General features: G+C 61.8%; 26 protein-coding genes and 1 pseudogene. 19 read left to right on the forward strand and 8 right to left on the reverse strand.

Going from position 1 to position 24,188, the window contains the following annotated elements:
• Positions 1-20 precede the first annotated feature (20 nt).
• Both EC86_RS0109135 and EC86_RS0109140 read left to right on the forward strand, forming a co-directional pair.
• On the forward strand, positions 21-656 hold the full coding sequence (locus tag EC86_RS0109135; RefSeq protein WP_029525349.1) for a DUF924 family protein: 636 nt from the start codon (positions 21-23) through the stop codon (positions 654-656).
• A 290-nt stretch (positions 657-946) separates the two neighbouring features.
• On the forward strand, positions 947-1,537 hold the full coding sequence (locus tag EC86_RS0109140; RefSeq protein ID WP_029525350.1) for a DUF3455 domain-containing protein: 591 nt from the start codon (positions 947-949) through the stop codon (positions 1,535-1,537).
• A 122-nt stretch (positions 1,538-1,659) separates the two neighbouring features.
• Here the strand turns inward: EC86_RS0109140 and EC86_RS26035 are convergent, their stop codons facing one another.
• A complete protein-coding gene (locus tag EC86_RS26035) occupies positions 1,660-2,169 on the reverse strand; it encodes a hypothetical protein (RefSeq protein ID WP_051675799.1) in 510 nt (169 codons plus the stop codon).
• A 136-nt stretch (positions 2,170-2,305) separates the two neighbouring features.
• Here EC86_RS26035 and EC86_RS0109150 point away from each other — a divergent pair, with 136 nt between their 5' ends.
• The 5 genes from EC86_RS0109150 to EC86_RS0109165 all read left to right on the forward strand — a co-directional run bounded on the left by EC86_RS0109150 (position 2,306) and on the right by EC86_RS0109165 (position 7,489).
• Positions 2,306-4,171: a glutamine--tRNA ligase/YqeY domain fusion protein gene (locus EC86_RS0109150; RefSeq protein WP_029525352.1), complete on the forward strand. Its 1,866-nt coding sequence runs from the start codon at positions 2,306-2,308 to the stop codon at positions 4,169-4,171.
• A gap of 172 nt (positions 4,172-4,343) precedes the next feature.
• Positions 4,344-5,531 carry a hypothetical protein gene (locus tag EC86_RS28725; protein ID WP_156955277.1) on the forward strand — a complete coding sequence of 396 codons (1,188 nt, stop codon included), beginning with the start codon at positions 4,344-4,346 and terminating at the stop codon, positions 5,529-5,531.
• 137 nt (positions 5,532-5,668) lie between these two features.
• Positions 5,669-6,202 (forward strand): helix-turn-helix domain-containing protein, encoded by a 534-nt coding sequence (locus tag EC86_RS0109155; protein ID WP_029524030.1) that lies wholly within the window; start codon positions 5,669-5,671, stop codon positions 6,200-6,202.
• The gene (locus EC86_RS0109160) at positions 6,129-6,740 is read left to right on the forward strand and encodes an IS630 family transposase (protein ID WP_198026741.1); all 612 of its coding nucleotides are present in this window, start codon (positions 6,129-6,131) and stop codon (positions 6,738-6,740) included. The genes EC86_RS0109155 and EC86_RS0109160 overlap by 74 nt, the downstream gene beginning before the upstream one ends.
• 32 nt (positions 6,741-6,772) lie before the next feature.
• Entirely contained in the window at positions 6,773-7,489 is a 717-nt protein-coding gene (locus EC86_RS0109165; RefSeq protein WP_029525353.1) for a phospholipase D family protein, read from the forward strand.
• A gap of 244 nt (positions 7,490-7,733) precedes the next feature.
• Here EC86_RS0109165 and EC86_RS0109170 read toward each other — a convergent pair whose 3' ends face one another.
• Positions 7,734-8,708: an IS1595 family transposase gene (locus EC86_RS0109170; RefSeq protein WP_029524292.1), complete on the reverse strand. Its 975-nt coding sequence runs from the start codon at positions 8,706-8,708 to the stop codon at positions 7,734-7,736.
• 183 nt (positions 8,709-8,891) lie between these two features.
• Between EC86_RS0109170 and EC86_RS0109175 the strand changes: the two genes are divergently transcribed.
• The 3 genes from EC86_RS0109175 (at position 8,892) to EC86_RS0109185 (ending at position 9,921) form a co-directional block, all read left to right on the forward strand.
• Positions 8,892-9,200 (forward strand): helix-turn-helix domain-containing protein, encoded by a 309-nt coding sequence (locus tag EC86_RS0109175; protein WP_029525354.1) that lies wholly within the window; start codon positions 8,892-8,894, stop codon positions 9,198-9,200.
• A gap of 34 nt (positions 9,201-9,234) precedes the next feature.
• Entirely contained in the window at positions 9,235-9,417 is a 183-nt protein-coding gene (locus tag EC86_RS27690) for a DUF2283 domain-containing protein (protein ID WP_029525355.1), read from the forward strand.
• A gap of 291 nt (positions 9,418-9,708) precedes the next feature.
• Positions 9,709-9,921 (forward strand): hypothetical protein, encoded by a 213-nt coding sequence (locus EC86_RS0109185; protein WP_408633880.1) that lies wholly within the window; start codon positions 9,709-9,711, stop codon positions 9,919-9,921.
• A gap of 36 nt (positions 9,922-9,957) precedes the next feature.
• Here EC86_RS0109185 and EC86_RS0109190 read toward each other — a convergent pair whose 3' ends face one another.
• Complete coding sequence (locus tag EC86_RS0109190) at positions 9,958-10,434, reverse strand: hypothetical protein (protein WP_051675800.1); 477 nt, start codon at positions 10,432-10,434, stop codon at positions 9,958-9,960.
• Between the two features lie 170 nt (positions 10,435-10,604).
• Here EC86_RS0109190 and EC86_RS0109195 point away from each other — a divergent pair, with 170 nt between their 5' ends.
• From EC86_RS0109195 to EC86_RS0109205, 3 genes are all read left to right on the forward strand, one after another.
• Positions 10,605-11,498: a M23 family metallopeptidase gene (locus EC86_RS0109195; protein ID WP_029525358.1), complete on the forward strand. Its 894-nt coding sequence runs from the start codon at positions 10,605-10,607 to the stop codon at positions 11,496-11,498.
• A 95-nt stretch (positions 11,499-11,593) separates the two neighbouring features.
• Positions 11,594-12,202, forward strand: coding sequence for a DUF938 domain-containing protein (locus EC86_RS0109200; RefSeq protein ID WP_029525359.1), 609 nt, complete (start codon positions 11,594-11,596; stop codon positions 12,200-12,202).
• A 108-nt stretch (positions 12,203-12,310) separates the two neighbouring features.
• A complete protein-coding gene (locus EC86_RS0109205; RefSeq protein WP_029525360.1) occupies positions 12,311-12,739 on the forward strand; it encodes a hypothetical protein in 429 nt (142 codons plus the stop codon).
• Positions 12,740-12,907: 168 nt separating this feature from the next.
• Here EC86_RS0109205 and EC86_RS0109210 read toward each other — a convergent pair whose 3' ends face one another.
• On the reverse strand, positions 12,908-13,864 hold the full coding sequence (locus EC86_RS0109210; protein WP_029525361.1) for a YcjF family protein: 957 nt from the start codon (positions 13,862-13,864) through the stop codon (positions 12,908-12,910).
• Between the two features lie 214 nt (positions 13,865-14,078).
• Between EC86_RS0109210 and EC86_RS29875 the strand changes: the two are divergent.
• From EC86_RS29875 to EC86_RS0109230, 4 genes and pseudogenes are all read left to right on the forward strand, one after another.
• Positions 14,079-15,149 (forward strand): annotated as a pseudogene (locus EC86_RS29875) (SPFH domain-containing protein).
• An 80-nt stretch (positions 15,150-15,229) separates the two neighbouring features.
• Positions 15,230-16,351, forward strand: coding sequence for a TFIIB-type zinc ribbon-containing protein (locus tag EC86_RS0109220; protein WP_029525362.1), 1,122 nt, complete (start codon positions 15,230-15,232; stop codon positions 16,349-16,351).
• Positions 16,352-16,505: 154 nt separating this feature from the next.
• A complete protein-coding gene (locus EC86_RS0109225) occupies positions 16,506-17,219 on the forward strand; it encodes a haloacid dehalogenase type II (protein ID WP_029525363.1) in 714 nt (237 codons plus the stop codon).
• A complete protein-coding gene (locus EC86_RS0109230; protein WP_051675801.1) occupies positions 17,216-17,806 on the forward strand; it encodes an rRNA large subunit pseudouridine synthase E in 591 nt (196 codons plus the stop codon). The genes EC86_RS0109225 and EC86_RS0109230 overlap by 4 nt, the downstream gene beginning before the upstream one ends.
• Before the next feature lie 3 nt (positions 17,807-17,809).
• Here the strand turns inward: EC86_RS0109230 and EC86_RS0109235 are convergent, their stop codons facing one another.
• A complete protein-coding gene (locus tag EC86_RS0109235; RefSeq protein ID WP_156955397.1) occupies positions 17,810-18,322 on the reverse strand; it encodes a DUF2242 domain-containing protein in 513 nt (170 codons plus the stop codon).
• Between the two features lie 196 nt (positions 18,323-18,518).
• Here EC86_RS0109235 and trxC point away from each other — a divergent pair, with 196 nt between their 5' ends.
• Positions 18,519-18,956 (forward strand): thioredoxin TrxC, encoded by a 438-nt coding sequence (trxC, locus tag EC86_RS0109240; protein ID WP_029525366.1) that lies wholly within the window; start codon positions 18,519-18,521, stop codon positions 18,954-18,956.
• A gap of 241 nt (positions 18,957-19,197) precedes the next feature.
• Here the strand turns inward: trxC and EC86_RS0109245 are convergent, their stop codons facing one another.
• The 3 genes from EC86_RS0109245 to EC86_RS0109255 form a co-directional block, all read right to left on the reverse strand.
• Positions 19,198-20,280, reverse strand: coding sequence for an IS30 family transposase (locus EC86_RS0109245; RefSeq protein ID WP_029524521.1), 1,083 nt, complete (start codon positions 20,278-20,280; stop codon positions 19,198-19,200).
• A 694-nt stretch (positions 20,281-20,974) separates the two neighbouring features.
• Positions 20,975-22,405, reverse strand: coding sequence for an IS66 family transposase (gene tnpC, locus EC86_RS0109250; RefSeq protein WP_232229797.1), 1,431 nt, complete (start codon positions 22,403-22,405; stop codon positions 20,975-20,977).
• Positions 22,406-22,681: 276 nt separating this feature from the next.
• The gene (locus tag EC86_RS0109255; protein WP_029525367.1) at positions 22,682-23,287 is read right to left on the reverse strand and encodes a hypothetical protein; all 606 of its coding nucleotides are present in this window, start codon (positions 23,285-23,287) and stop codon (positions 22,682-22,684) included.
• Positions 23,288-23,656: 369 nt separating this feature from the next.
• Here EC86_RS0109255 and EC86_RS0109260 point away from each other — a divergent pair, with 369 nt between their 5' ends.
• On the forward strand, positions 23,657-24,121 hold the full coding sequence (locus EC86_RS0109260) for a tellurite resistance TerB family protein (RefSeq protein WP_029525368.1): 465 nt from the start codon (positions 23,657-23,659) through the stop codon (positions 24,119-24,121).
• The last annotated feature ends 67 nt before the right edge of the window (positions 24,122-24,188 follow it).

Genomic DNA, 24,188 nt, shown 5'->3' on the forward strand with positions numbered 1-24,188 from the left:
GCTACTAAGCTTGCAAGACCATGACCCCATTGCCCTCCACGCCTTCACCGCAACCCGCACTTGCCACCGAAATACTCGACTTCTGGCTGGGCGACTGCCTAGAGCTGGGGTGGCCGTCCGAAGACCTGAACCGGCGCTGGTTCCTGGGCGGCGCCGCGCTTGACGCTGAAATCAGCTCCCGCTTCGGCCCGGCGGTGCAGCGCGCGATGCAAGGCGAATTGACAGACTGGGAAGCGCCGCTTCACAGCCGGCTGGCGCTGGTGATCCTGCTCGACCAGTTCAGCCGCAACGTGTTTCGCGGCACCGCCCGGGCTTTTGACGGCGACGCCCGTGCGCGGCGATTGACGCTGCAAACCCTGGCGCGGCACGAAGACCGGCAACTGCCGTGGGTCGGCCGGGTGTTTTTGTACATCCCGCTGATGCACGCCGAAGACCTGGCGCTGCAGGAGCAATGCGTCGCCTGCTTTTCGCAGCTGGTAGCCGACGCGCCCGATGCGCTCAAGCCCAAGCTGCAGGGCAACCTCGACTTTGCCATCCAGCACCACGGCATCATTGCCCGGTTTGGCCGTTTTCCGTACCGCAATGCGGTGCTGGGCCGCGCCAGCAGCACCGAGGAAGACAACTTTCTGCGCGATGGCCCGCGCTTCGGGCAATAAGGGAAGCGGAAATTCGTGATGTACCCATGTCATGCCGGGCTGAGCCTGCCCCGGACCTGATCCGGGGACCCGGCATCCATGAATTCGGTGCCATGGATTGCGGGTCAAGCCCGCAATGACAGCCATTGGAAACCGGCACTTTTGCAATTTCCGACGCCCTAAGCGGTTCAAGCCGTCCCGTTCATTTCACATGCTGGAAATGTCCCCTCAGTGAGTCAGCGCAGCGTCCTACCGCCCAGTTTGCCGCCTTGCGGTTTACTGGACCGCGCAACAACTACATGAGGAAACTGATGACAAACGCACACACTCCCGTCGGCATGCGCAGCAAAAGCGCGGTATTGGCGCTGGCCTTCGTGACCGGCTCGGTCGCCCTGCTGGCTGGCTGCGCCGGTGTCAAGGCGCCGCCCAAGGAATACACCCAGGAACGGCTGGACGACCAGATCCAGGTGCCATCGGGCCATGTGGTGGCGCTGGAAACCACGGCGGTCGGCATCCTTAACTACGAATGCAAGGCCAATCCGGCCATGAACGGCGCCATTGGCTGGGTGCTCGCCAGCCCGCAGGCCGACCTGATGGACCGCACCGGCAAGAACGTGGGCAAGTATTCCGGCCCGCCCGCCACCTGGACGCACATCGACGGCTCCAGCGTCGTCGGCACGCAGGTCGCTGTTGCGCCGCGCCCGGGCGCCACCAACCTGTCCTACCAGTTGTCCAAGGGCACGCCCGGCGCGGCGCCCGGCGCCATGCAGAACATCACCTACATCCAGCGCATCAAGACCAAGGGCGGACAGGACCTGAGCAAGGCCTGCACGCAAAACGATGTCGGCGACAAGCTGACGCTGCCCTACCAGGCCGACTACATTTTCTGGAAAGCGGCTTGATAGTGCCAGGCCAGGGCGCGTGATGACCACACGCCTTTCATAACGCCCGGACAGGCGTCAAAAAGCCCGCAAGGCCTGAAGCCTGCGGGCTTTTTAACGTCTAACGAATCTGAGTGACCTGCTCAGCGGCGGCCGTCATGCCGGTCGCCGCGATAGCCGTCGCGGCCATCGCCTTGGTAATACACCTGGCCATAACCTTGCCCGTATCCCTGGCCGTACCCGTTGCCCTGAACATAGTTTCCACCGTCGTAGCGACGGTGGTGACCATGGCGACGTTCGCGTTCGTAGTAAATCGGCTGCGGCGCCAGGTACACCGGCGCTGGCCTCACAAACACCGGGCGCGGCTGGTAGTAGCCCGGCGCGGGTTGCACATACACCGGCTCGGGCTGGTAGTAACGCGGAGCAGGCTGCACGTACACCGGCTGGGGCTGGACATAGATGGGCTGCGGATACACCGAACCCACGTTGCCCACGTTCACCACCGCGCCCGGGATGCCGACACCGACACCGACCGACCAGTTCACGTTGTCGCGGGCCTGGGCAGCGCCTGCGAAACCCAAGGCAGCCACTGCCAGCGTGGCGGCGGCGCCTGCAAGGATGGCAGAGCGGTTGGTCCGGATGCTTGTCTTCATGAACTTCTCCTGAAATATTGGGCACGAAATGCCCATGTCTTGAATTAAACGCGCCAGCGCGCCAGCCGCCTACCGCATGCACAGTTAAGAGAGTTGCCAAACGTAACGTGCAGCTTCTAGCCCATAGAATCAGGCGATGACCTCCCCTGCCCCCTCCCAAGCCGCCGCCGCTGCCCCTGTTGCCGCCGACAAAGAAGCCCACAAGCCCAGCAATTTTTTACGCCAGATCATCGAAAAAGACCTGCTGGAGGGCACTTACGCCAGCCGCCTCTGGGGTGGAAGCCCCGGCGATGCCGCCCACCACGCCGCCGGCCCGCTAGATGCGGCCAAGGTGCGCCTGCGCTTTCCGCCCGAGCCCAACGGCTACCTGCACGTCGGCCACGCCAAGAGCATCTGCCTGAACTTCGGCCTGGCGCGCGACTACGGCGGCGTGTGCCACCTGCGCTTTGACGACACCAACCCCGAGAAAGAAGACACCGAATACGTAGATTCCATCAAGGACGCAGTGCAGTGGCTGGGTTTTGACTGGCACAACGCGGGGGAAACCAACCTCTACCAGGCCAGCGACTATTTCGACTTCATGTACCGCGCCGCCGAGCACCTGATTGAAACGGGTTACGCCTACGTCGATGAACAGACTGCCGACGAGATACGCATCAACCGGGGCGACTTCGTCAAGCCCGGCACCGACAGCCCCTTCCGCAGCCGCACCCCGGCCGAGAACCTTGCCCGCTTCCGTGAAATGCGCGACGGGCAACTGCCCGACGGCGCCGCCGTGCTGCGCGCCAAAATCGACATGGCCAGCCCCAACATCAACCTGCGCGACCCGGCCATCTACCGCATCCGCCGCGCCCACCACCACAACACCGGCGACAAGTGGTGCATCTACCCGATGTACACCTTTGCGCACCCGATCGAGGACGCGCTGGAGCAGATCACCCACAGCATCTGCACGCTCGAATTCGAAGACCAGCGTCCGTTCTACGACTGGCTGCTCGACCGGCTGGCCGAAGGCGGCTTGATTGCCACGCCGCATCCGCGCCAGTACGAATTTGCCCGCCTGAACCTGACCTATGTGCTGACCAGCAAGCGCAAGCTGGCGCAACTGGTGAACGAAAAGCGCGTCAACGGCTGGGACGACCCCCGCATGCCGACCATCGTCGGCCTGCGCCGGCGCGGCTACACCCCCGAAGCGCTGCAACTCTTCGCCGAGCGCATCGGCGTGACCAAGAGCGACAGCTGGATCGACTACAGCACCTTAGAGGGCTGCCTGCGCGAAACCCTGGACGGCAGCGCCCCGCGCGCCATGGCCGTGCTCGACCCGGTCAAACTCGTGCTGACCAACTGGGACGAAGTGATGGGCGCAGGCACGCTCGACGACTGCAGCGCGCCGATTCACCCGCACCACCCGGAACTGGGCAAGCGCGACTTCAAGATCGGCAAGGAAGTCTGGATTGACCGCAGCGACTACGAAGAAACCCCGCCCAAGGGCTTTTTCCGCCTGTTCCCGCCGCATCTGAACGCCAGCAAGCAGGCGATTGCGGGCAGCAAGGTGCGCCTGAAATACGGCCACGTCATCGAATGCATCGGCGCTGTTAAAGACGCTGACGGCAAGATCATTGAAGTGCAAGCCAAGCTGATTCCCGACACCAAGAGCGGCACGCCGGGCTCGGATTCGGTGAAGGTGAAAGGCGTGATTACGTGGGTAGCTGTGGCCGATGCGGTGCCGGCCGAAGTGCGACTGTACGAGCGCCTGTTCAGGGAAGCCCAGCCCGAAGGCGGCGGCGTTGACTTCTTGACCAACCTGAACGCCGACAGCCTGAAGGTGATGCGCGCCTATGTCGAACCGTCACTCGCCAGCGGCGGCGCGATTGAGGCCAAGGCCGATGACAAGTTCCAGTTTGAGCGCCACGGGTATTTTGTGGCGGACCGGGTGGATCATGCGGCGGGTAGGCCGGTGTTTAATTTGGCTGTAGGGTTGAAGGATTCGTGGGGAAAGTAAGATGAATCGCCAGACTACGAGAGATCAATTTTTGGAAGCTGCCGCTGATTGGATTTGTGACTCTTATTCATTAGGAATCAATTATCTCGCTACGACAGATCAAGGGGTCTTAAAAATAATTGATGCTTCACTTTCCGTACAACCTCTACCACCAATTTAAAAAAATAATTTTATGGCGAAGGCAGGAAACTTGCTTGTAGGCCAAGAGATTATACCTTCATTATCAAGTGCGGAAATTCTTACACGACTTAAAAATGCTATCAATGGAGAATTAAATGTCAATGGACTGCAATTAAAAATTCAAACAAGTTCTGATCTTGACTATTACTCCGAAACTTCACATCAAAATACTTGGTTCTCAGAGCTACATCTTTTAGTATCCGGCTCCCAATTGAATATGCCCTCGGCATCAGAGATAACGAGTAACGATAATTCACTTCGCTGTTCGACACCTCCGTTTGATGGCCTAGCTGACCTATGCTCCTGGTTGCAACTTACTGATGGTAGGATAAGTGGCCGTGCTGCTTCTATCAATTTGCGAGTGGGACCACCAGTTGACATGATTTTTGAATCATCGAATCTTCATGAGAATAATTTCAAGCTCTCCTTAACTGCACATCCAAAATTTGATATTTCAAAGGTTGGACTCGCTACAAGAGAGTTTCCAGGTAGTGGCCTTGAATCACGCAAACAGTCCAGCAAATTGATCTCATGGAAACGTATCAAAGGTGGCCTACGACCCGGCCTTCTTGGAATGAAGTTAACTAATGCGGATAGTGTTCTAGCAATGCTTACTGTTGGCGGTCGTACTATAAGGCGTCAATGGTTTAATGATCCCAATAAAGCAATTAATGCAAGGTACGTCGCAACACAGTTATTTGACAAAGATTTAAAGCAACTTAGACAAGCAGTACTTGAACCAACGGACTCTTTCCGATTTGAACAAGGTATTGCGTCTTTACTCTATCTTTTAGGATTTTCTAATGCAATTCAGGTTGAAACTCAAGCTCCTGACATATTAGTTACAAGTCCAAATGGAAAAGTAGCCATAGTTGAATGCACAATGAAAATTTCAGATTTTCAGACTAAGCTCGGAAAATTAGTAGATCGACGAAATGCATTGATGGCTTCATTGAATGCTACAGGTCATAACCTACGTGTAGATGCATTCCTCGCTTGTGGACTGCCCAAAGCACAAATAGCCATTGAAGATAGGCAACTAATAAATCATAAGGTCACGTTACTTTGCAGGGAAGATATAAGCAACGCATTTCTACAGTTACGCATTCCAACCAATCCCGATGATATGTTAGACAAAGCAGCAGCCAAACTAACCGAAGTAAAAAATTCAATAGCTTGAATGAATTTAATATATTAAATATTATATTCAAATCAGTATCAACAAATAATAAATACTAATACCAATCCCGACAGACAAAGAACCAAAGCCAGCGATCGGAGTCTGAGACATATTGGCTCTCGCAGGAGGTTACGAAAATGTTATCTCAGCACATCATTGATCAGCTGCAGCCCTATGATTTCGACCGACTGGCCCACAAGGAAAAGGATGGGCGCCGGCGACTGCGCCTGATCGCGCTGGCGCACCTAAAGGACGGCAAGAGCTATACCGAAGTGGCGGCTGCATTGCGCGTGACCCGCCACGCGGTCATGCGCTGGGTGCAATGGTTCCTCGCTGGCGGCGTGGCCCGTCTGGCCGGCATGCCGCATGACTGGAGCACGCAGCGCCTTGCCAAAGCACAGGAGGAAGCGTTTCGCCAGGCGGTCGAGCAACTGCAGGGCGAACGCGGCGGCGGTCGGGTGCGGGGCGAAGACATCCGCCAGTTGCTGGCCGGGCAGTTTGGCGTGGCCTACAGCCTGAACGGTGTGTATGACCTGATGAAGCGCCTGGGGCTGGTATGGATTTCGGCCCGCGCCGTCAGTCCCTACGCCGATCTGGTTGCACAAGCCGAATTCAAAAAAAAACTTCGTCCAGGAAGTCGCCGCAACGCTGCCGCCAGGCGTTGCGCCTGAACAGGTGGACATCTGGTTCCAGGATGAAATGCGCATCGGCCAGCGCGGCACGCAAACGCGCCTGTGGGCGCGCAAGGGAACGCGGCCCCGGGTGGTGCGCCAGCAGCAGTCCGAATCGGCGTACATCTTTGGCGCCGTCTGTCCACGGCAGGACAGTGCCATCGGTCTGGTCATGCCGCACGCCAATACCGAGGCGATGAGCCATCATCTGCAGGTCCTGAGCGAAGCGGTGCCTGCGGGACGCCATGCCGTGCTGGTGCTGGACCGCGCGGGATGGCACACCACGCCCAAACTGCCGCAGTTCCCGAACGTTTCATTGTTGCCGCTGCCAGCGGGGTCGCCCGAGCTCAACCCGGCCGAGCAGGTGTGGGCGCAACTACGCGACCGGCACTTGGCCAACCGCTGCTACGACGGCTACGAGCAGATTGTTGACGCCTGCTGCGACGCCTGGAATGCCTTCACGCAAATCCCTGGCGCCATCCGCTCTTTGTGCTCCCGCAGCTGGGCAGTGCTGCCCTCGGCTTCGGTTATTTCATGACACGGGATTGGTATAAGTTAACTTCAATCCAAATGGCCAAGTTCTTAAACACCAGCGCAACCAACTACTTCCTCGAAGAAATGATCAAGAGCGCGGCAGACCGGTTAATCCTGATCAGCCCCTTTCTCAAACTCAACGACCGGATGAAGGAATTGCTGGCGGACAAGAACCGGCTGAAGATCGACGTTCGCATCGTGTACGGCAAAAGCGAGTTGCAGCCGCAGGAAACCGAATGGCTGAGCGGCCTGACGTATATCCGCACCAGCTTTTGCAAGAACCTGCATGCCAAGTGCTACATGAACGAGAACATGTGCATCGTCACCAGCCTGAACCTGTACGAGTTCAGCCAGGTGAACAACAACGAAATGGGCATCCTCATCCTGCGCGACGAAGACGGCCAGCTTTATAAAGACGCCTACGAGGAAGCCCAGCGCATCATCCGCATCAGCGACGAGATTCGCATTTCGCTCGAACGCGTGGCCATCGAGGCCGAAGCGCCCAGCCGGAACGACGACCGGGCGGCAGAAGCGCCAAGCCCGGAAGGCAAGCTGGCTTCCTCGAAAATCGCGCAAAAGCTGGGTTTGAAAACCGGGCCGTTTCTGGAGCGCGCCGCCCAGCAGGGGTTTCTGGTGTTGGACAACGGACAGTTCTTCTTGAGCCCCAAGGGCGAAAAGGTCGGCGTGGAGTTTGTCGCCAAGTCGCGTTTCGGCCCCTACTTCCTGTGGCCGCAGGATTTTTACCTGGTTTGATTCACGCTTGCGTGATGCAAGACAATTGGCAACGCGCCCAGCGGTTTGAGCCGCTGGACAGAATCCAAGGAGCTGACCGTGATTAAAGTGCTCACCGCAAGTCTGATTGACTCGTTCAAGCTGGAACTAGACTTTTCCGATCACACGCATGGCGTGTTTGACGCAAATGCCTACCTGACAAGCCGGTCAGGGCCGCTATTGGAACCCCTGCGCGAGCCGGCCTATTTCAAGCGATTTTTCATGGCTATGTCACTGTTAAATGTGGAAATTTTCCCAAGGCCATCGCCAAGACAGCTTGCCCAGAGTCGCCATGGTGGCTGTCCAGGGCGCGAAACCAGCCCAGGTAGTTGTCCAGATAGCCCGTGGCAACGCCGTGAAAGCGGTGCAGCCACTGTTTGAGACGGCCGTGATAGGCGTTGACATTCTGGACATGGATGGCGCCGTTGACGCGCACGCCTGCGTTCAGATTGACCGCCTCGTGCGCCAGGTGCGCGTCGTGCGCAAAGCCGCAGTAGGTCCGGTTGCCATCGCTCACCAGCAGCGCATCCTTGGCCAGCACGGGCTGCAGTGCGCCGGCCAGTGCGGCTTTTGTCATCTGCCCGCGTCCCATCACCCAGTCCAGCGTCTGTCCGGCACGGTCCCGAGCCACCAAAACGCAGACCAGTTCACCGGACAGGCCCGCTTTTCTCGCCTTGCTGCCGCGACGGCGAGGCGGGCGGTCCAGCTTGCGACAGCCCTTGCGCGACTCCAGGATATAGGTCTCGTCGGCCTCGGTAATACCTTGCAGCGTTGTCGCGCGGTCTGCCTTGAGGCCGCTGAGAAAGCGATGGCGCCAGCGCAGCGCCGTGTTTCGGTGAACCTGCAGGGCAGTAGCGGCCCGGCGAAGGGTGAGGGACGCGGCCAGGGCTTGACTAAAACCGAACCACTTGCCCTTCTTGCGCAGCCGCGCCAGCGCGGTGCCCGTCAGGGCATTGAACGTGCGGTGGCATGTCCGGCAGCGGTAGCGCTGCAACCCACTGACGTGGCCATGCCGGTAAAGCTCGCTGCCTTGGCAGTGTGGGCAGCAGCGCGGCTCAGTCGCGCTGGACGACTCAATGACGGCCAGCCCTTTTTGCTGCTCATCGAGTTCATCCAGACGCTTTTTGAGCAGTTCACGCTGGCGCAGCGTGAGCCGGGGCACCTGTTGGTTCATCAACGCATTGAAAGTCTCGGCGTTCATGGCTAACCTCCTTCACGGTTCGCTATGAACTCTACGCCTCTGGAAAAAAAATTCCACATCTAACAGTGACAGAGCCTTTTTCATTGATGCCGGCGCGCTTTGCTGGCCGAATGGGCTCGAAATTTCCCCTGCGCGTTTGCATGAATTTTGTGCAGCGTCCGCTACGGCATAGCAAAGTGCAACATGGCTGAAACTGCTTATAAACCCGTGCCGCACGACACGGCTTTTCGTGAAGAACTGCTGGCAAAACCTGGCGTCAAGAAAGCTTTTGAGGCACTTGAAGAGGAATACACCGCCCTGCATGCGATGCTCGATGCACGCCGCACTGCTGGTCTAACGCAGGCTGAAGTGGCTGACCGCATGGGCACCACAGTGTCGGCGGTGTCGCGGCTTGAAGCATCGCTGCGCAGCGAAAAGCATTCGCCATCCTTTGCGACCTTGCGCAAATACGCTCAAGCCTGCGGAAAGAAACTGCTTATTCAGATGGTTTGAGGTTTTTGCCCGGCCCAGCCCATGAAAAAAAAGCATTTACTTCGAAAACGATGATATTTGGCAGATCCGCATGTCGGACAAGCCCATCGTGCGCGAAGTGTCGCAAGACTGGCATACGCACATCGGTTACGCCGAAGACGGCACGATGGTGGAAATCGTGCTGCTGGATGCGCGCAAGGAAGGTTTTCTGCCCGTTGATTTCAGAAATGCCGCTTGAATTGCCTTGCGGCTCATGAGGATTCAGACGAATTCATGAATGTCAGATTCGAATATTCCGTGCTACGCTATTGATAGCTTCCAATGCCCGTCCAGCATGCGACAGAGTACCTTTTAATTAAGTTATGAGGCTTGCCGCTCCGGCAGCAACTCCGTACAGTGGAAAGCACGATAAGCTCAACTGGCGTCCTTTGCCGACACGTTACGGCCAAAAGCTGGCGCAAAATATGCTTTAGCGGCTTTCCCGCCTGTCCTTCAACCTCTCAAGGAAAACACCATGTCCCAGTTCGCCATGATTACCGGTGACGTCACCTATACCCCGGGTGACGGAGCTCCCATCGAAATCCCCCGCGTCCGCGTGGAAGTGGAACTGGCGCCCGACAGCGCCACGCTGAGCTGGGAAGCCGCCGAGGGCGTCGCCGGCCTGACCGCCATTCCGCGCACCCAGTTCGACGACTATGTGCGCGACGGCAAGATCACCATGACGACGGAACAAGCCAGCTAACCAGGGCCCAGGGCCGGTGGCGCCGGGCAACAGGCTTCAGCCCTGCCCGCGCTTTTTCTGGCTTTGCAGGTTTTCCATGAAATCCGGTGAAACCCGCCTTTGGCGCACGACCGCCGCCAGCCTCGGCGCGCACAGCAGCCACAGCATTCCCAGCCCCAGCAACCCGCCCCGCGCCAGGTTGTAATCCTCTGCCAGGCGCTGCCACGAGGCACCGGCCACCAGCCGGCCAAAAGCCACTTCAAAGCCCATCATCAGCGTCAGCCACAGCAGGCCGACGGCCCACTGGGCGCGCGGGCTGCCGGCCTTGAGCCATGGGCTGCCGAACCACGCAACCAGGCCGATCAGCACGCAGCCGGTGACGGTGCCGATCTGCCGCGCCGTGAAGTCGCCGACCAGCGGTGCAAGGGCCAGCGTGCGAACGGTGCCGTTGACGACCTCGGCCACGATGATCAGCGCCAGCAAGGCCAGCGCGCGCAGCGCAAGCGGCAGGGTCGGTGAATGCTGGTTGTTCATGGGCGGGGCGTCTCAGCGTGAGGTGCAGAAAAATGCCCTTGATGGTACGGCCTTGGCGTGATTTGAAAAGCACGCCGGGCAGCCCGCCTGTCCGGGCGCATCGCCTACGAGGCCGGCCAATTAACAAAGCCATAATGAATCTTGCGCCTCTTTCTTCACTCCCTACGCCCATGCCCACTGACCACTCCACCCTTATCCAACCCCTGCTGAACCGCCGCGCCGCCCTGCTGGGCACCGTCGGCCTGCTGGCATTGCCCGCATCGCAGCTTGCGGCAGCCGCCACGCCGCCGGCGCCCGATGTCTGGCCGAACGCCTTGCAGGTTCCTGGCGGCGTGGCGCGGCTGTCGCTGGGTCCGGCGGCGGCGCGTCCGGTGGCGCATGCGGGCGAGGTGCCGCTCTTGGTGCTGGGCGATGTGATCGAATGGACGGCGCTGGTGGGCATTCCCTTGTCCGCCTCGCCCGGCCGGGCGAGCATCACGGTAAAAACTACCGAGGACAGCGGCCCGCGCCAGGTCGGCTACACCGTGGCGCCCAAGCGCTACACCGAGCAGCGCCTGAAGGTCGCCCCGGGCACGGTGGACCTGTCGCCTGAGAACGAGGCCCGGTACGAACGCGAGCGCGCGCACCAGGCAACGGTGATGGCGACCTTCAGCGAACCCTTGCCGCAGGCCAAGGCCTTGCGCATGCGCGTGCCGGTGCCGGGGCGGCGCTCCAGCTCGTTCGGCCTGCGGCGCGTGTTCAACGGCCAGGCGCGCAATCCGCACAGCGGCATGGACATCGCGGCCAGCACGGGCACGGCCATCGTGGCGCCGCTGCCCGGCCGGGTCATTGACACCGGCGACTATTTTTTCAATGGCAACACGGTGTGGCTGGACCATGGCGGCGGTCTGCTGAGCATGTATTGCCACCTGAGCGACATCGGCGTGGCCACGGGCGATGTGCTGAAAACCGGCGAACGCCTGGGCGCGGTGGGCGCCACCGGCCGCGCGACCGGGCCGCACCTGCACTGGGGCGTGATGCTGAACCGGGCCATGGTGGACCCTGCGCTGTTTCTGCCGGCCTGAACAGGAATACTCTGTTTTTAATAGCTGCTTGCGCACGTCCATCAAGCGCAAGCGCCACTTTTTATCCTTAAAACCAAGTTTCAAATCTCTTGACCATGCTTCCACCCGACTTCAGCCCCGCCGCCGACCGCAACAAGCAACCCATCCTGACAGTGCTTCGCCATGTATTGCCCGACGCTGGCAATGCGCTGGAAATCGCCTCGGGTACCGGCCAGCATGTCGCCTGGTTTGCTGCCGGCCTGCCGCGCTGGACCTGGCAACCCACCGACGTGCAGCCCGCCGCGCTGGACAGCATTGCCGCGCGGGTGGCGCAGAACGGCCTGGCGAATGTCCTGCTGCCCTTGCAGCTCGATGTGATGGCGCCGCGCTGGCTGCCTGACGAGGCGCGGTTTGACGCCATCGTCTGCGCCAACATGCTGCACATTGCGCCGTGGGCCACCTGCGCCGCCCTGATGCAGGGCAGCGCGCGGCACCTGGCGGCTGGCGGCGCGCTGATCACCTACGGCCCCTACCTGGAGGACGGCGTTCCCACGTCTGAAGGCAACCTGGCGTTCGACCAGAGCCTGCGCGCGCAGGATGCCGGCTGGGGACTGCGCCGCCGCGAAGACGTGGAACGCGAAGCGGCGAAGGCCGGACTGCAGCTGGCGGCCCGGCATGCAATGCCGGCCAACAACCTGCTGCTGGTGTGGACCCGGACGTTGTAATGCTGTCGGTCGATGCAAAGGTGGATTCTCCTACGCAAGTTGTAGCAGCCGCTGCATAGCCGGCGCCTGGCAGCGAGCCTATCTTGGCAGGGTACGGAGACTTTCGCCATGCAACCGCAAACCCTTGAACCCCTGGACGACATCGCCTTTTTCATCGTGGAAGGCACGCACCGGATCGCCACCATCTCGATGAACGATTACGGCTTTCTGTTGTCGGCCCGAATGGCGCAGACCTACCTGGGCCGGGCCGAACAGGTGCTTGACAACAAACGCGGATTCGACAGGGAGTTTTTTACCGAAGTCAGCGCGCTCAAGACCACGGCCGCGTCGATGGGCTGCGAATACGCGCAATTCGAAACCTTCTGCGCCGATTGCGACCGGTTTGACCGCCTGGAAACGCAAAACTGGCGGGAATGGCTGTCCAAGTGCGCCGTCCGCGCCATTTCGCGCGGTTACCGGGGAACGGTCAGCCACCACCTGGCCTACAAGATCCGCCTGTTTCACTCTCGGCTGAGCGCCGTGCTGACCGAGGCGTAGACGGCCGACAGGGATACGGAAATTGCAAAAGTGCCGGTTTCAAATGGCTGTCATTGCGGGCTTGACGAGCCTGCCCCGGGCTTGATCCGGGGCAATCCATGGCCCCGAATTCATGGATGCCGGGTCAAGCCCGGCAAGACATGGGTACATAGGGAATTTCCGCTTCCCTTAGCGGCCGCGCACCATCGCCATGACCTGGCCGGCATCGAGCGTGGCGGCTTTTTGCTGGATCTGCGGCAGGTACTCGGTCTGCAGTTTCTTGGCCGGCTCCAGCAGCCCCTGGTAGGTTTCGCGCAGCAGCGCCGTGTTCATGACCCGGCCGCCGGCGTAGTAGCGCTTGGCCAGCTGCCCCAGCGCATAGGTGGTGGCAAACGAAAACGCCATGCCGGTGCCGGCGCCGCCGACCTTGCCGATGGTTTTGCCGGCCAGCTTGCCGAGCAGGCCGCCCAGCAGCTTGCGGCCGAACTGCTCCAAGTACTGCGAGGTCAGGCCGACGCCCGCCGCCGCGATGAATTCCTTCACATGCCCCTGGTCGAGCGTGACGCCATGCGCCTTGCCGATGCCGTAGACCATCTTGACCTGCAGCGGAATGATGGCCATCGACGCCCACGACTGCGGCAGCAATTCGAGCGCGCCGTTGACCAGCGCATGGTTCAGGATGGAGCGGTCCAGTTCCGCATCATTGACGCTGGACGGGAGCGCGGCAATCGCCGGCGAAGGCACGGGAAGCGCGGTGTCGGGCAGGTCGATTTCAGCCAGTGCCGCCGCCTGCGCGTCAAATGCCCGGGTCTGGGCCGGGCTAAGGGCCAGTTGCTGCCGCAGGTCGACCAGGAAGGTTCGCTCCGCATCGGTCTGCTGGCCGTCGGCATCGCAGACGCAGACCGCCATTTCATAGGCCAGCTGGCGGTGGCTGGCATCAACCAGCTTTTGCACCGCCGCATCGAGTTTGATGCGCTTGAGCAGCACGTCCTGGTACAGGCGCGGCAGGTTGGGCGCGTTCGTTTCGCTGGACAGCGACTCGGCGATGCGGCGGATTTCCTCGCGTTCGGCGTCGGCCTTGTTGCCGTCGGCAAAGGCGGCAAACAGGGCGATGGATAAAAGGGCTTCTTGCTGTTCAGGGGTCATGGGAGGTCTTTCAAGCTCGGGTATTTCAAAAAGGGATGGCCCGGATGCCATCGAGGGCAATGAATCCTCCAGGCACGGGGCTGTCTGGTCATAATAAAACCGCGCGCGCCGGGCGGCAAACGCCCGGCGGATTTCTCATCGGGCCTGGTGTGGATTTACGCCGCCGGCCCGACCTGTTCCATTTCGCCTGCAACCCGACACACAAGGACGCCCCATGAGCCTGCTCAACCTGATCAAGAACCAGCTGATCGAGGTCATCGAATGGACCGATGACTCGCGCGACACGCTGTCCTACCGCTGGCCGGACGATGACAAGGAGATCAAGAACGGCGCGCAGCTCATCGTGCGCGAATCGCAGCAGGTGCAGTTCGTCGCCGCCGGCCAGTACGCCGACCTGTTCAATCCGGGCAAGCACACCTTGACAACGGAAAACGTTCCCATCCTGTCCACCATCCTGGGCTGGAAATACGGCTTCCAGTCGCCGTTCAAGTGCGACATCTATTACCTGAACACGCGCCTGTTCACCGGCAACAAGTGGGGCACGGCCAACCCGGTGATGATGCGCGACAAGGATTTCGGCGTGGTGCGGCTGCGGGCCTTCGGCACGTATGACTTTCGCATCGTCGAGGCGGCGAAGTTCCTGCGCGAAGTGGCCGGCACCGACCAGAACTTCCGGCTGGACGAGTTTGCCGACACCATGCGCTCGCGCATCGTCAGCGTGTTCACCGAAGCGCTGGCGCGCGCGGGCGTGCCGGCGCTGGACGTGGCGTAGCGCTACGGCGAACTGGGCGATGCACTGCTGCCGCTGGTCAACCCGGCCATGCGCGAGAAGTACGGACTGGAAATCACCAGCTTCGTGCTGGAAAACGTGTCGGTGCCGCCAGAGGTCGAGCAGGCCATCGACAAGCGCTCCAGCATGGGCGTGATCGGCAACCTGAACGACTATGTGAAGTACCAGATGGGCCTGGCCCTGGGCCAGGGCGGCGAAGCCGGCGCGGCTGCCACGATGCCCGCGCAAATGGCCATGGGCTTTGGCATGGCGCAGGAAATGGTGCGCGGCTTGCAGGGCGGCGCCACGGCAGCGGCAGCGCCCGCCGCCAGCACGCCGCCGGCCACCGCAGCCGCCGGGCTGGACGTGCTGACGCCCGAGCAGGCGGCGCAGTTGCTCGGCGTGTCGGTGGAAGACGTGATGGTGTCCATCTCCGCCGGCGACCTGAAGGCGCGCAAGATCGGCAGCGCCTGGCGCATTGCCAAAAGCGCGCTGGAAGAATTTTTGCGCGGCTGACGCCCGAGCCGCTTCATTCCTGCACGGCCGCATTCACGGCGGCTGGCCCGACAACGCTGACACCGAAAAAAACAACCAACATGGCGGAAATCTTCCAGGCCGCATCCGTGGGCAAACACCCCTGCCCTGAATGCGGCGCCGACCTGCAGTGGAATGCCGCCCGGCAGGCCCTCGCCTGTCCCTATTGCGGCACGGTGGTGCCGTGGGCGCCGGGCAAGGAGCCCGAACCCGGCGCCAGCGTCGTCGAGCAGGACCTGCAGCAAGCCCTGGACAACCCGGCCAGCGGGCGCGGCTGGGGCGGCGCGACAGGGCTGGAAAAGCGCGAGGTTCAGTGCCAGAGCTGCCACGCCATCTCGGTGTTCGTCGATGGCAAGGTCGCCAGGCGCTGCGACTTTTGCGGCTCGCCCGCCATCATCGAGCACGCAACGCTGAACGACGCCATCACGCCGCAAAGCCTGCTGCCCTTCAAGGTCAGCGAGGCGCAGATGCGCGCCCGCCTGCGCCAATGGTACGGCTCGCGCTGGTTCGCGCCCAACAAGCTCAAGTCGGCCGCGCTGACCGACACGCTGAGCGGCGTGTACTTGCCCTACTGGACGTTTGATGCGCAGGCCAGCGCCCGCTGGCGCGCCGACGCCGGCCACTATTACTACGAGACCGAAAGCCACCGGGACGGCAAAGGCAACCTGCAAACGCGCCAGGTGCGCCATGTGCGCTGGGTGCCGGCGGCGGGCAGCCTGGCGCACTTTTTTGACGACCAGCTGGTGCCCGGCACTGCCGGCGTGCATCCGGCGCTGCTGCGGCAGATCGAGCCCTTTCCGACGCAGACCGACCTCAAGCCCTATTCGCCCGAGTTTGTGCGCGGCTGGACAGTCGAGCGCTACCAGATCGACCTGGGCAAGGCCGAAAAGCTCAACCAGGAAGCGATGCAGCAACAGATGCAGGTGCTGTGCGGCCGCGAGGTGCCGGGCGACACCTTGCGCAACCTGCAGGTCGATGCCCGCTACCAGGGCCGCACCTTCAAGCACATCCTGGTGCCGGTCTGGCTGGTCAGCTACACCTACGGCGCGCGCAGCTTCCAGGTCGTGGCCAACGGCTACACCGGCGCCATCGCAGGCGAGCAGCCCTACAGCTGGGTGAAGATCACCTTTGCCGTGCTGGCCGTGCTGCTGCTGATTTTGCTGCTGGTGTCCTTCAATCAATGACTGCCGAGGTTATGCCCGCCAACTGTGAATGGCCCTGTGGACAAGTCACTGGACAAGTCCCGAAAGCCGCGCCAGCCGTGGCTTTGCGGGGCATGCCTTAAAAACAGGCAGCCGTGATGCCTGCCATCAGGCGCAGGCTGCCGATAATGGCGCCATGAACACACCGACCTCCCCCGCCCCCCAGGTTCTGGCCTTCGACGTCTTCGGCACCGTGGTGGACTGGCACAGCGGCATTGCCCGCGAGGTGCAGGCGCTGCGGCCGGCGGTGGACGGCAACGCCTTCGCGCTCGCCTGGCGCGCCGGCTACCAGCCGGCCATGCGCCGGGTGATGTCCGGGGAACTCGGCTGGACCCTGATCGACGACCTGCACCGCCTGATCCTGGACGCGCTGCTGGCGCAGTTCGGCCTGCAGGATTTGAGCGAGGCGGAGTTGCGGCACCTGAACAAGGCCTGGCACCGGCTGGACCCGTGGCCCGACGTGGTGCGGGGGCTCACGCGCCTGAAGTCGCGCTACACCCTCTGCACGCTGTCCAACGGCAACATCGGCCTGCTGGCCGACATGGCCAAGCGCGGCGGCCTGCCGTGGGACTGCATCTTGTCGGCCGAGGTGTTCCGGGCCTACAAGCCCGACCCGGCCGCCTACCTGGGCGTGGCCCGGGTATTTGACGTGGCGCCGGAAGAGGTGATGCTGGTGGCGGCGCATCAGGACGACTTGGCCGCCGCGCGCGCCTGCGGCCTGCAGACAGCCTACATCGAGCGCCCGGCCGAGTTTGGCGCCGAAAATCCCAAGGACGTGTCGCCCTGCCCGGCCAACACCCGGCACGCCCGGGACTTCCTGGCGCTGGCCGACCAGCTGGGCTGCCGATGAGCTTGCGCATGCCAGGCATGGCCCGGCCGGCAGAATTGATCGTCTTCAACAAGCCCTATGGCGTGCTCAGCCAGTTCACGCCGGAGGGGCGCTGGCGCGGGCTGAAGGATTTCATCGACCTGCCGGGGGTGTATGTCGCCGGCCGGCTCGATGCCGACAGCGAGGGCCTGCTGCTGCTGACCAGCGACGGCAGGCTGCAGGCGCGCATCGCCGACCCGCGCTTCAAGATGGAAAAGACCTACTGGGTCCAAGTGGAAGGCGTGCCCGGCGAGGCAGCGCTGGAAAGCCTGCGCCGGGGCGTTGCGCTGAACGACGGCCCCACCCTGCCCGCGCGCGCCAGCCTGATCGACACGCCGCCCGACCTGTGGCGTCGCGACCCGCCGGTTCGCATCCGGCAGTCCATTCCCACCAGCTGGATTGAGCTAAGCATCCGTGAAGGGCGCAACCGCCAGGTGCGGCGCATGACGGCAGCGGTCGGGTTTCCGACGCTGCGCCTGATCCGCGCCGCCGTCGGACCTTATTCGCTCGATGGCCTGACGCAGGGCAGCTGGCGCGAAGCCGATGCCGGCCTGACCACGGCGGCTTGACGATCAGTTGCTGGTGTCTTCCACCACCAGGTAACGCTTGACCAGGTCAAAAAAGCGCTCATAAAAGGCGTCGGACGAAATGGTCTTGCTGCCGACCTTGACCATGGCATCGTTGCTGGAGCTGAAGGGCAGCGAGACCGAACCGAGCGCGCCCACGCCCAGGCTGGCCGAGTTGTTGCTTTTCTTCAGCGCATACACGTCCTGCAGCGCGGTGACGAAACCCAGGCTGACCTTGCCGTCGGGACTGTCGGGCGCGCAGACGACGCGAATTTCCATCTGCAGGTGCGCTTCAGGTTCAGGCTGAAAGCTTTTGCGGCCCTCGACCATGTCTTCCCGGGCCGAACTGATGATGTAGCCCTGGCTCAGCAAGGCCCGCCTGGACGCCTCGCAGGTTTGCGCGGCTGAGGCATCGAACAGCCGGGAATAGGTCACGGTGGAACTGAAGTCTTCCTGGGACGCGAATGATTTCACCTGGCTGGCGCAACCGCCCAGCAAGCCCGAGAGGCCTGCAAGCATCACCAGTCCGACGCTTGCGCTGCGGCGCACGTTGAAAAATCTCAAAACCAGTCACTCCTTGCGTATCAAAAACGTATTTTCGTCCAATCGGCCCAAAGGGATATAGGCAAGGGCGTCATCCCCTTCGTCGGTGCATCACAACACCGTGTCATGCCAAGCGCTTGAAATGCCGTCGCCAGGCCCCAAGCTTTGAGGAATGACCGACTCACTTCACATCGTTTGCCCGGATTGCCACACCACCAACCGGGTTCGCACCGACCAGCTGGGCAGCGCGCCGACCTGCGGCAGTTGCAAGCAGGCGCTGTTCACCGCGCATTCCGTGGCGCTGGACGAAGCAGGTTTTGACAAGCACATCAGCCGCAACCAGATTCCGGTGCTGGTCGATTTCTGGGCGCCGTGGTGCGGCCCGTGCCGGCAGATGGCGCCGGCCTACGAGCAGGCGGCGGCGCAGTTGGAGCCGCGGGTGCGGCTGGTGAAGGTTGATACCGAAGCCGTCCCCGCTCTGGGCGCACGCTTCAATATCCGCAGCATTCCGACGCTGGCGCTGTTCAAAGATGGCCGCGAGATTGCCCGGCAGCCGGGCGCCATGGGCGCGGCGGACATTGTGCGCTGGGTGCAGGCCAATCTGCGTTGAAGCCGGGGCTTGTGGCAGGCTTGCTCAAGCCTTGATCGCTACTATTTGTATAGCTGCCTAGGCATGTACAGCAAGCGCAAGAGCCTTTTTTATCATTCTAAATAACTGTTATTTTTTTATTTGATCGCTGCGTTTTTTTGTTCTGGGGCTTTGGGTTTGCTTCTTCTGTGGTTTGAGGGGTGAGCGCCTTCCCGGCGGGGGGTAACTTTCTTTTCTGGCAAAAAAGAAAGTCACGGCGGATTCAAAGACCAAGTGCAACAGTAGGGATAAGGCCGGCTTTTGCCATGCTGGCATCGTCGTAGAACACCTCTGCAGCGCTGCGCCAGCCGAGGCTCTTTCGGGGGCGCGTATTGAGCTCCCAGGCCATCTCATCGAGCTCTCGCTGGGAGTACACGCCCAGGTCCGTGCCCTTGGGCAGGTACTGGCGCAGCAACCCGTTGGTGTTCTCGTTGAGGCCCCGTTGCCAGGGGCTGTGGGGGTCGCAAAAGTAGATTGTCATCCCGGTGTTGTCGGCCAGGCTTTTGTGCAGCGCCATCTCCTTGCCCTGGTCGTACGTCAGCGTCTGGCGCAACTCCTGCGGCAGCGCACAGAACGCCCTGGTGAAGCCGTCGAGCACGTCTGCAGCCTTGCTGCTGCCCAGTTTGACCATCATGGTGAACAGCGACTTCCTGCACACCAGCGTGCCGACAGACGACGCGTTGGCCTTGCCCACGATCAGGTCGCCCTCCCAGTGGCCGGGCAGCAAACGCTCGTTGGCCTGGGCCGGGCGCGCATGAATGCTCAACGTGCCCTGCAGCGAGCCGCGCCTGTCAGTGCCCCGGCTGCGGCGCCTGCGTGCACAGCGGCCCTGGCGCAGCAGCCCGACCAGCTCACGGCGCAGCTCTCCCCCGGGCATGGCGTAGATGGCGGCGTGGATCGCGGTGTAGATGGTTTCATGACAGGCCTGCAACTGACGTTGCCCGGGATGGCGCTGCCTGAGTTTGGCAGCGATCTGCTCGGGCGAGCACTTCAGTTCCAGCAGCGCCCTGACCTCGGCCCACAGGAGACCAGTGTGGTGGAGTTTGCGCGACGGCCAGGCTTCGCGGCGCACCCGTCTGGCCCGCTTGCCGGCGCGCTTTGCGTCATAGCCGCCAGCGATGCGGGGGCGACCCATGACGCATTGCCCGGCTTCGCTTTGCCACTCATTGCGGCGCAGCTCGCGCGAGATCGTGCTCGGCGCTCTGCCCAGTGCACTGGCAATCGAGCGCATGCTGCAGAACTGCAGCTTCATGGCCATCACCACGCCGCGCTCTTCAGCATTCAATTGTTGATAGGTTCTTGTCATGCAACTCCTCCGGATTCGTAGTGTTGCACTTGCGATTTGAATCCGCCCCACCAAAGAAAGTTGCCCGGGGAGCGGGAGCGGGTTGGAGCTGAGCGCTCCGACGGGCCATCGCTGCGCTGGGCCCTGGGCACCTGGATCTGAGAGCTGGTGGCGTTGTCAAAGGCTGGCTGGTTCTACCCTGCGTTCGCCAAAGCTTCACGCTCTGCTTGATCTAACGCGGTGTTGCCCTGGCGGGCAATGCCGCCCGCCTTGCTCCTTCCCCCGCTGGGGGAAGGTTGGGATGGGGGCCAGCGGTGACAATGTCAGACGGGCTCCTTGCCGGGCCACATGGCCGCTTGCCCCACTGCCAATGGGATGGGGCCGCAGCCCGATTCGGGCAGGCCCCCATCCCGGCCTTCCCCCAACGGGGGAAGGAGAAACACAGGGAAAAATCACGGTTAGCTGCTGAACAATCAAGCAGAGCGTGAACCTGTTGGCGAACGAGCGGTAGCGCAAGCCAGTCAGATCAGGCAGAGCGTGAAGCTGTTGGCGAACGAGCGGTAGCACCAGCCAGTCACAGCCATCGGCCACCGGCCGCAGATCAGAGAACCCAGGGCCCAGCGAAGCGATGGCCCGTCGGAGCGTTCAGCTCCAACCCGCTCCCGCTCCCAAGGCAACTTTCTTTGGTAACTTTCTTTTTTGGTGACTGTTCAGTCTACGCGAGCGCCAGGGCCTGTCCCGAGAAGACGGCGCGCATGGCGTGAAGCATGCCAAAGCCTTGCTTGCGCGCGGTGTCCAGATAGGAGCGGATGGTGCAGAAATTCTGCGCGCCCGGCAAGGTACGAAAGCAGCCTGAAATTCTCTGCTTGACCTTTGGCATGCGAATGGCGCGCTCGGCCAGGTTGTTGGTAAAGGGCACACCCAAATCGCGCATGAAGCGCAGTACCTCCTGCTCTCGCTCCAACAGCCGGCGCAGCAGGTTGAAGGCACCTGACTGCTTGGCCCGGCCACGTTGTCCTAGCGCCTTGGCCGCTGGCAGGTTTTGCGCCTGGCCTTCCTGCACCAAGGCGCGGTATTGGCTGGCAAAGACCTCGACCTGCACAGCCTGTAGTGCCGTATCGGTCTGACGCGCCGCCTTGCAGGCTTGGTCAGCGGCCAGCAACAACTCGATAAGGCCCTGGGGCCACGCTTGCGCAGTGGTCTCTTTTTGATAAATCAGCTCGCGCAGTAAGTGTGCGCCGCACAGCGAGTGCGCGCACTCCAGGCTCCAGTAGGGCGCCCAGCAGTCGTGCACCAGCGTGCCCGCGTAGTTGGGCAGCACCCCATGGTCGGCTATTGCTTGCATGCCCCGCTTGGGATGCACGCCGTACCAAGTGTGGGTGGCCGTGGCGGCCGTATGCAGCCACTGCAGGCAAGACGCTACGCGCAGGCCCGATTCATCGACATGCACCACCGCTGCGGCCTGCACGCTTTGCACGATGGCCTGCACCGTGGGCACCAGCGCCTGCGCGGCCTCGTGCACCCACTGCACCAGCGTGGCCGGCGAGATGTCCAGTCCATACAGGTCCTTGATGAGTTCGCCCGCCCGCGCGAAAGGCAGCAACTGGCCCTGCGTCAGGTGCACCGCCAGCGCCCGCACGTTCGGGCCGTATTGCGCGACTTCACACACTTCGGGCGCAAACTCGTTCTCGTGGAGCTTGCCGCACGGGCAGCGCAGTTGCAGCGTCTGGAACTCCACCACCTCAAAACGCACGGCCGGGATGTCAAACACCTGGCCGCGCCGGTGAACTTGCGCATCACTATTGGACAGCGTCGCCTGGCAGGCATCGCAGCGCTCGGGCAGCGCATGCCGGATGACGATGTCTGGCCTGTCTGTTTGCTCCAACGTCTTGCCCGCGTGCCCGGCCTGACCGCCCGGCTTCCTGCCCGAGGCCACGCGCAGCGAGGTCGTCTTTTTCAAGCCGTCCGAAGATGGCGGCTTGCTCGAGTTCTTGCTGTTCTTCGATGCCTGGCCTTCGAGCTCCTTGATGCGCAAACGCAGTCTTTCGACTTCGCTCGTGAGCGCCTGCACTTGCCCTTGCAGCGCTTGGGCTTTCTCGTTCATGGCCTGGAGCGTCAGGTCGGCAGTAGCGTCTGGTTCTTGCACGGCTTCAAGTTTGACATAAACCCCTTGGGCTGCAATTCAGGAGGGCTGAACAGTCACCTTTTTTGCCAGAAAAGAAAGTCACCCCCCGCCGGGCAGGCGCTCACCCCTCAAACCGCAGAAGAAGCAAACCCAAAGCCAAAGAAAAAAAGTAGCGATCAAATCGAAAGCGTGAGTAATCACGAAAAAAGCCAGACAGCACGGCCCTACTGGACCAAACTGCCTGGCTTGACACCAACCCGCTCAGGTGGCGCGCCATGTCAGCGCGCCCGTGGCGGTTTAGCCGCGACCCCGGCGGTCGTCGTTGATCATGCGTTCCACGTCGTTGCGTAAAGTGTCGAGTTCATCGCGCAGCTGGCGGCGTTCCTGCAGCGTCACCACGCCGTCGGACTTGAAGAAGGCCTCATGGCGTGCAATTTCGCGCTCCCGGCGCTCCAGCCTGCGCGCTTCGCGCTGGGTGATGCGGCCCGAACGCACGCCTTCGTCGATGCGCCGGCTTACCTGGTATTCGAGGTTGTCAATGCCGGGGGTGTTGGCGGCATTGACGGGCGGGCGCACCACATTGTTGTTCGCCATCATGCGTTCAACGTCGGCGTTCAGCGCGCTCAGGTCATTGCGCAGCTGCTGGCGCTCCTGCGGCGTGGCCGTGCCGTTGGACTTGTACTGGGCTTCGCGCATCTGGATGTCGCGCTCGCGGCGGATCAGCATTTGCGCTTCGGAAGGCGTGATGTGGCCCGACGCCATGCCCTGCTGGATGCGCGTGCTGATGGCTTGCTGCGCCTGGTCAATGCGCGGGGTGCTGGTCTGGGCCATGGCCGGGCTCATGCCCAGTCCGGCAAACACGGCGGTGGCCAACAGGGAAGCGGTGAAGAATTTCGATTTCATGGGGATCTCCAATATGGATGGACTGGCCGGCAGTTCGGATGGCAGGCGGCGGATGCGGAAAAAAATTTCCGCTTGCCGTCAACCCCGTCACCCCTACTGCCCCTGAATCGCTGCTTTTCTAAGGCTCTGTGTGATCCAGTGTCGCCATTGTTGTCTTGCATTTGTTAACAGGGCGTAAGGAAATCAGACATTTACCCGGTATTTACCTCGTGGCTACAAGCGTGTCCTGATGCGTTTTTTTGTTTACGTGGCTTGCAACAACGAGGTTACACGCGGCTATTGAACCGCAGAAACTCGTCCCAAGCTCATGGAGTCGCACCGTTATTGCCGCATCGCGTTGATGCAGCACTCCATTTTTCTGGAAAACCCATGCTCAGAACCCTCAAGGACTTGTTTGATACGTTCACCGCACCGGCCGGGGAAAGCCCCGAGGCGCAGGGCCATGCGCTCAAGCTGGCCACGGCGGTGCTGCTGGTCGAAGTGATGCGCGCCGACCCGGCCAGCCATGCTGAAGAACGCCTGGCGGTGCTGGCGACCCTGCGTGAGAAGTTTGCGCTGCAGGACGACGAACTGGCGCGGCTGGTCGAACTGGCCGAGCAGGCCGCGCGCCATGCCTCGGACTACCACCAGTTCACCACGCGCATCAACGACCGCTTCAGCCATCCGGAAAAAATCCTGATCGTCGAGCAGATGTGGCAGGTCGCCTATGCCGACGACCACCTGCATGCGAACGAAAACCACCTGATCAGCAAGATCGCCGGACTGCTGCACGTCACCCACGGCGAATACATCGGCGCCAAGCTGCGCGCCAAGGAAGCGGCCAGCCTGGTTTGATGGCGTCCTGGGACAGGGCTGAGAGCGGTGTCACCCTGACCTGCAAACGTCGCCATGTCTGGCGCGC

This window comes from Polaromonas glacialis (assembly GCF_000709345.1).
GTDB classification, from domain to species: domain Bacteria; phylum Pseudomonadota; class Gammaproteobacteria; order Burkholderiales; family Burkholderiaceae_C; genus Polaromonas; species Polaromonas glacialis.

Coding starts and splice junctions, on each gene's coding strand:
- EC86_RS0109220 (WP_029525362.1), top strand. CDS start 15,230: ATGGCGGAAATCTTCCAGGCCGCATCCGTGGGCAAACACCCCTGCCCT.
- EC86_RS0109200 (WP_029525359.1), top strand. CDS start 11,594: ATGCTTCCACCCGACTTCAGCCCCGCCGCCGACCGCAACAAGCAACCC.
- trxC (WP_029525366.1), top strand. CDS start 18,519: ATGACCGACTCACTTCACATCGTTTGCCCGGATTGCCACACCACCAAC.
- EC86_RS0109135 (WP_029525349.1), top strand. CDS start 21: ATGACCCCATTGCCCTCCACGCCTTCACCGCAACCCGCACTTGCCACC.
- EC86_RS0109225 (WP_029525363.1), top strand. CDS start 16,506: ATGAACACACCGACCTCCCCCGCCCCCCAGGTTCTGGCCTTCGACGTC.
- EC86_RS26035 (WP_051675799.1), bottom strand. CDS start 2,169: ATGAAGACAAGCATCCGGACCAACCGCTCTGCCATCCTTGCAGGCGCC.
- EC86_RS0109235 (WP_156955397.1), bottom strand. CDS start 18,322: ATGCTTGCAGGCCTCTCGGGCTTGCTGGGCGGTTGCGCCAGCCAGGTG.
- EC86_RS0109140 (WP_029525350.1), top strand. CDS start 947: ATGACAAACGCACACACTCCCGTCGGCATGCGCAGCAAAAGCGCGGTA.
- EC86_RS0109195 (WP_029525358.1), top strand. CDS start 10,605: ATGCCCACTGACCACTCCACCCTTATCCAACCCCTGCTGAACCGCCGC.
- EC86_RS0109230 (WP_051675801.1), top strand. CDS start 17,216: ATGAGCTTGCGCATGCCAGGCATGGCCCGGCCGGCAGAATTGATCGTC.
- EC86_RS0109155 (WP_029524030.1), top strand. CDS start 5,669: ATGTTATCTCAGCACATCATTGATCAGCTGCAGCCCTATGATTTCGAC.
- EC86_RS0109210 (WP_029525361.1), bottom strand. CDS start 13,864: ATGACCCCTGAACAGCAAGAAGCCCTTTTATCCATCGCCCTGTTTGCC.
- EC86_RS0109255 (WP_029525367.1), bottom strand. CDS start 23,287: ATGAAATCGAAATTCTTCACCGCTTCCCTGTTGGCCACCGCCGTGTTT.
- EC86_RS0109170 (WP_029524292.1), bottom strand. CDS start 8,708: ATGAACGCCGAGACTTTCAATGCGTTGATGAACCAACAGGTGCCCCGG.
- EC86_RS0109150 (WP_029525352.1), top strand. CDS start 2,306: ATGACCTCCCCTGCCCCCTCCCAAGCCGCCGCCGCTGCCCCTGTTGCC.
- EC86_RS0109185 (WP_408633880.1), top strand. CDS start 9,709: ATGATTACCGGTGACGTCACCTATACCCCGGGTGACGGAGCTCCCATC.
- EC86_RS0109205 (WP_029525360.1), top strand. CDS start 12,311: ATGCAACCGCAAACCCTTGAACCCCTGGACGACATCGCCTTTTTCATC.
- EC86_RS0109175 (WP_029525354.1), top strand. CDS start 8,892: ATGGCTGAAACTGCTTATAAACCCGTGCCGCACGACACGGCTTTTCGT.
- EC86_RS0109260 (WP_029525368.1), top strand. CDS start 23,657: ATGCTCAGAACCCTCAAGGACTTGTTTGATACGTTCACCGCACCGGCC.
- EC86_RS28725 (WP_156955277.1), top strand. CDS start 4,344: ATGGCGAAGGCAGGAAACTTGCTTGTAGGCCAAGAGATTATACCTTCA.
- EC86_RS0109245 (WP_029524521.1), bottom strand. CDS start 20,280: ATGACAAGAACCTATCAACAATTGAATGCTGAAGAGCGCGGCGTGGTG.
- EC86_RS0109190 (WP_051675800.1), bottom strand. CDS start 10,434: ATGAACAACCAGCATTCACCGACCCTGCCGCTTGCGCTGCGCGCGCTG.
- EC86_RS0109165 (WP_029525353.1), top strand. CDS start 6,773: ATGGCCAAGTTCTTAAACACCAGCGCAACCAACTACTTCCTCGAAGAA.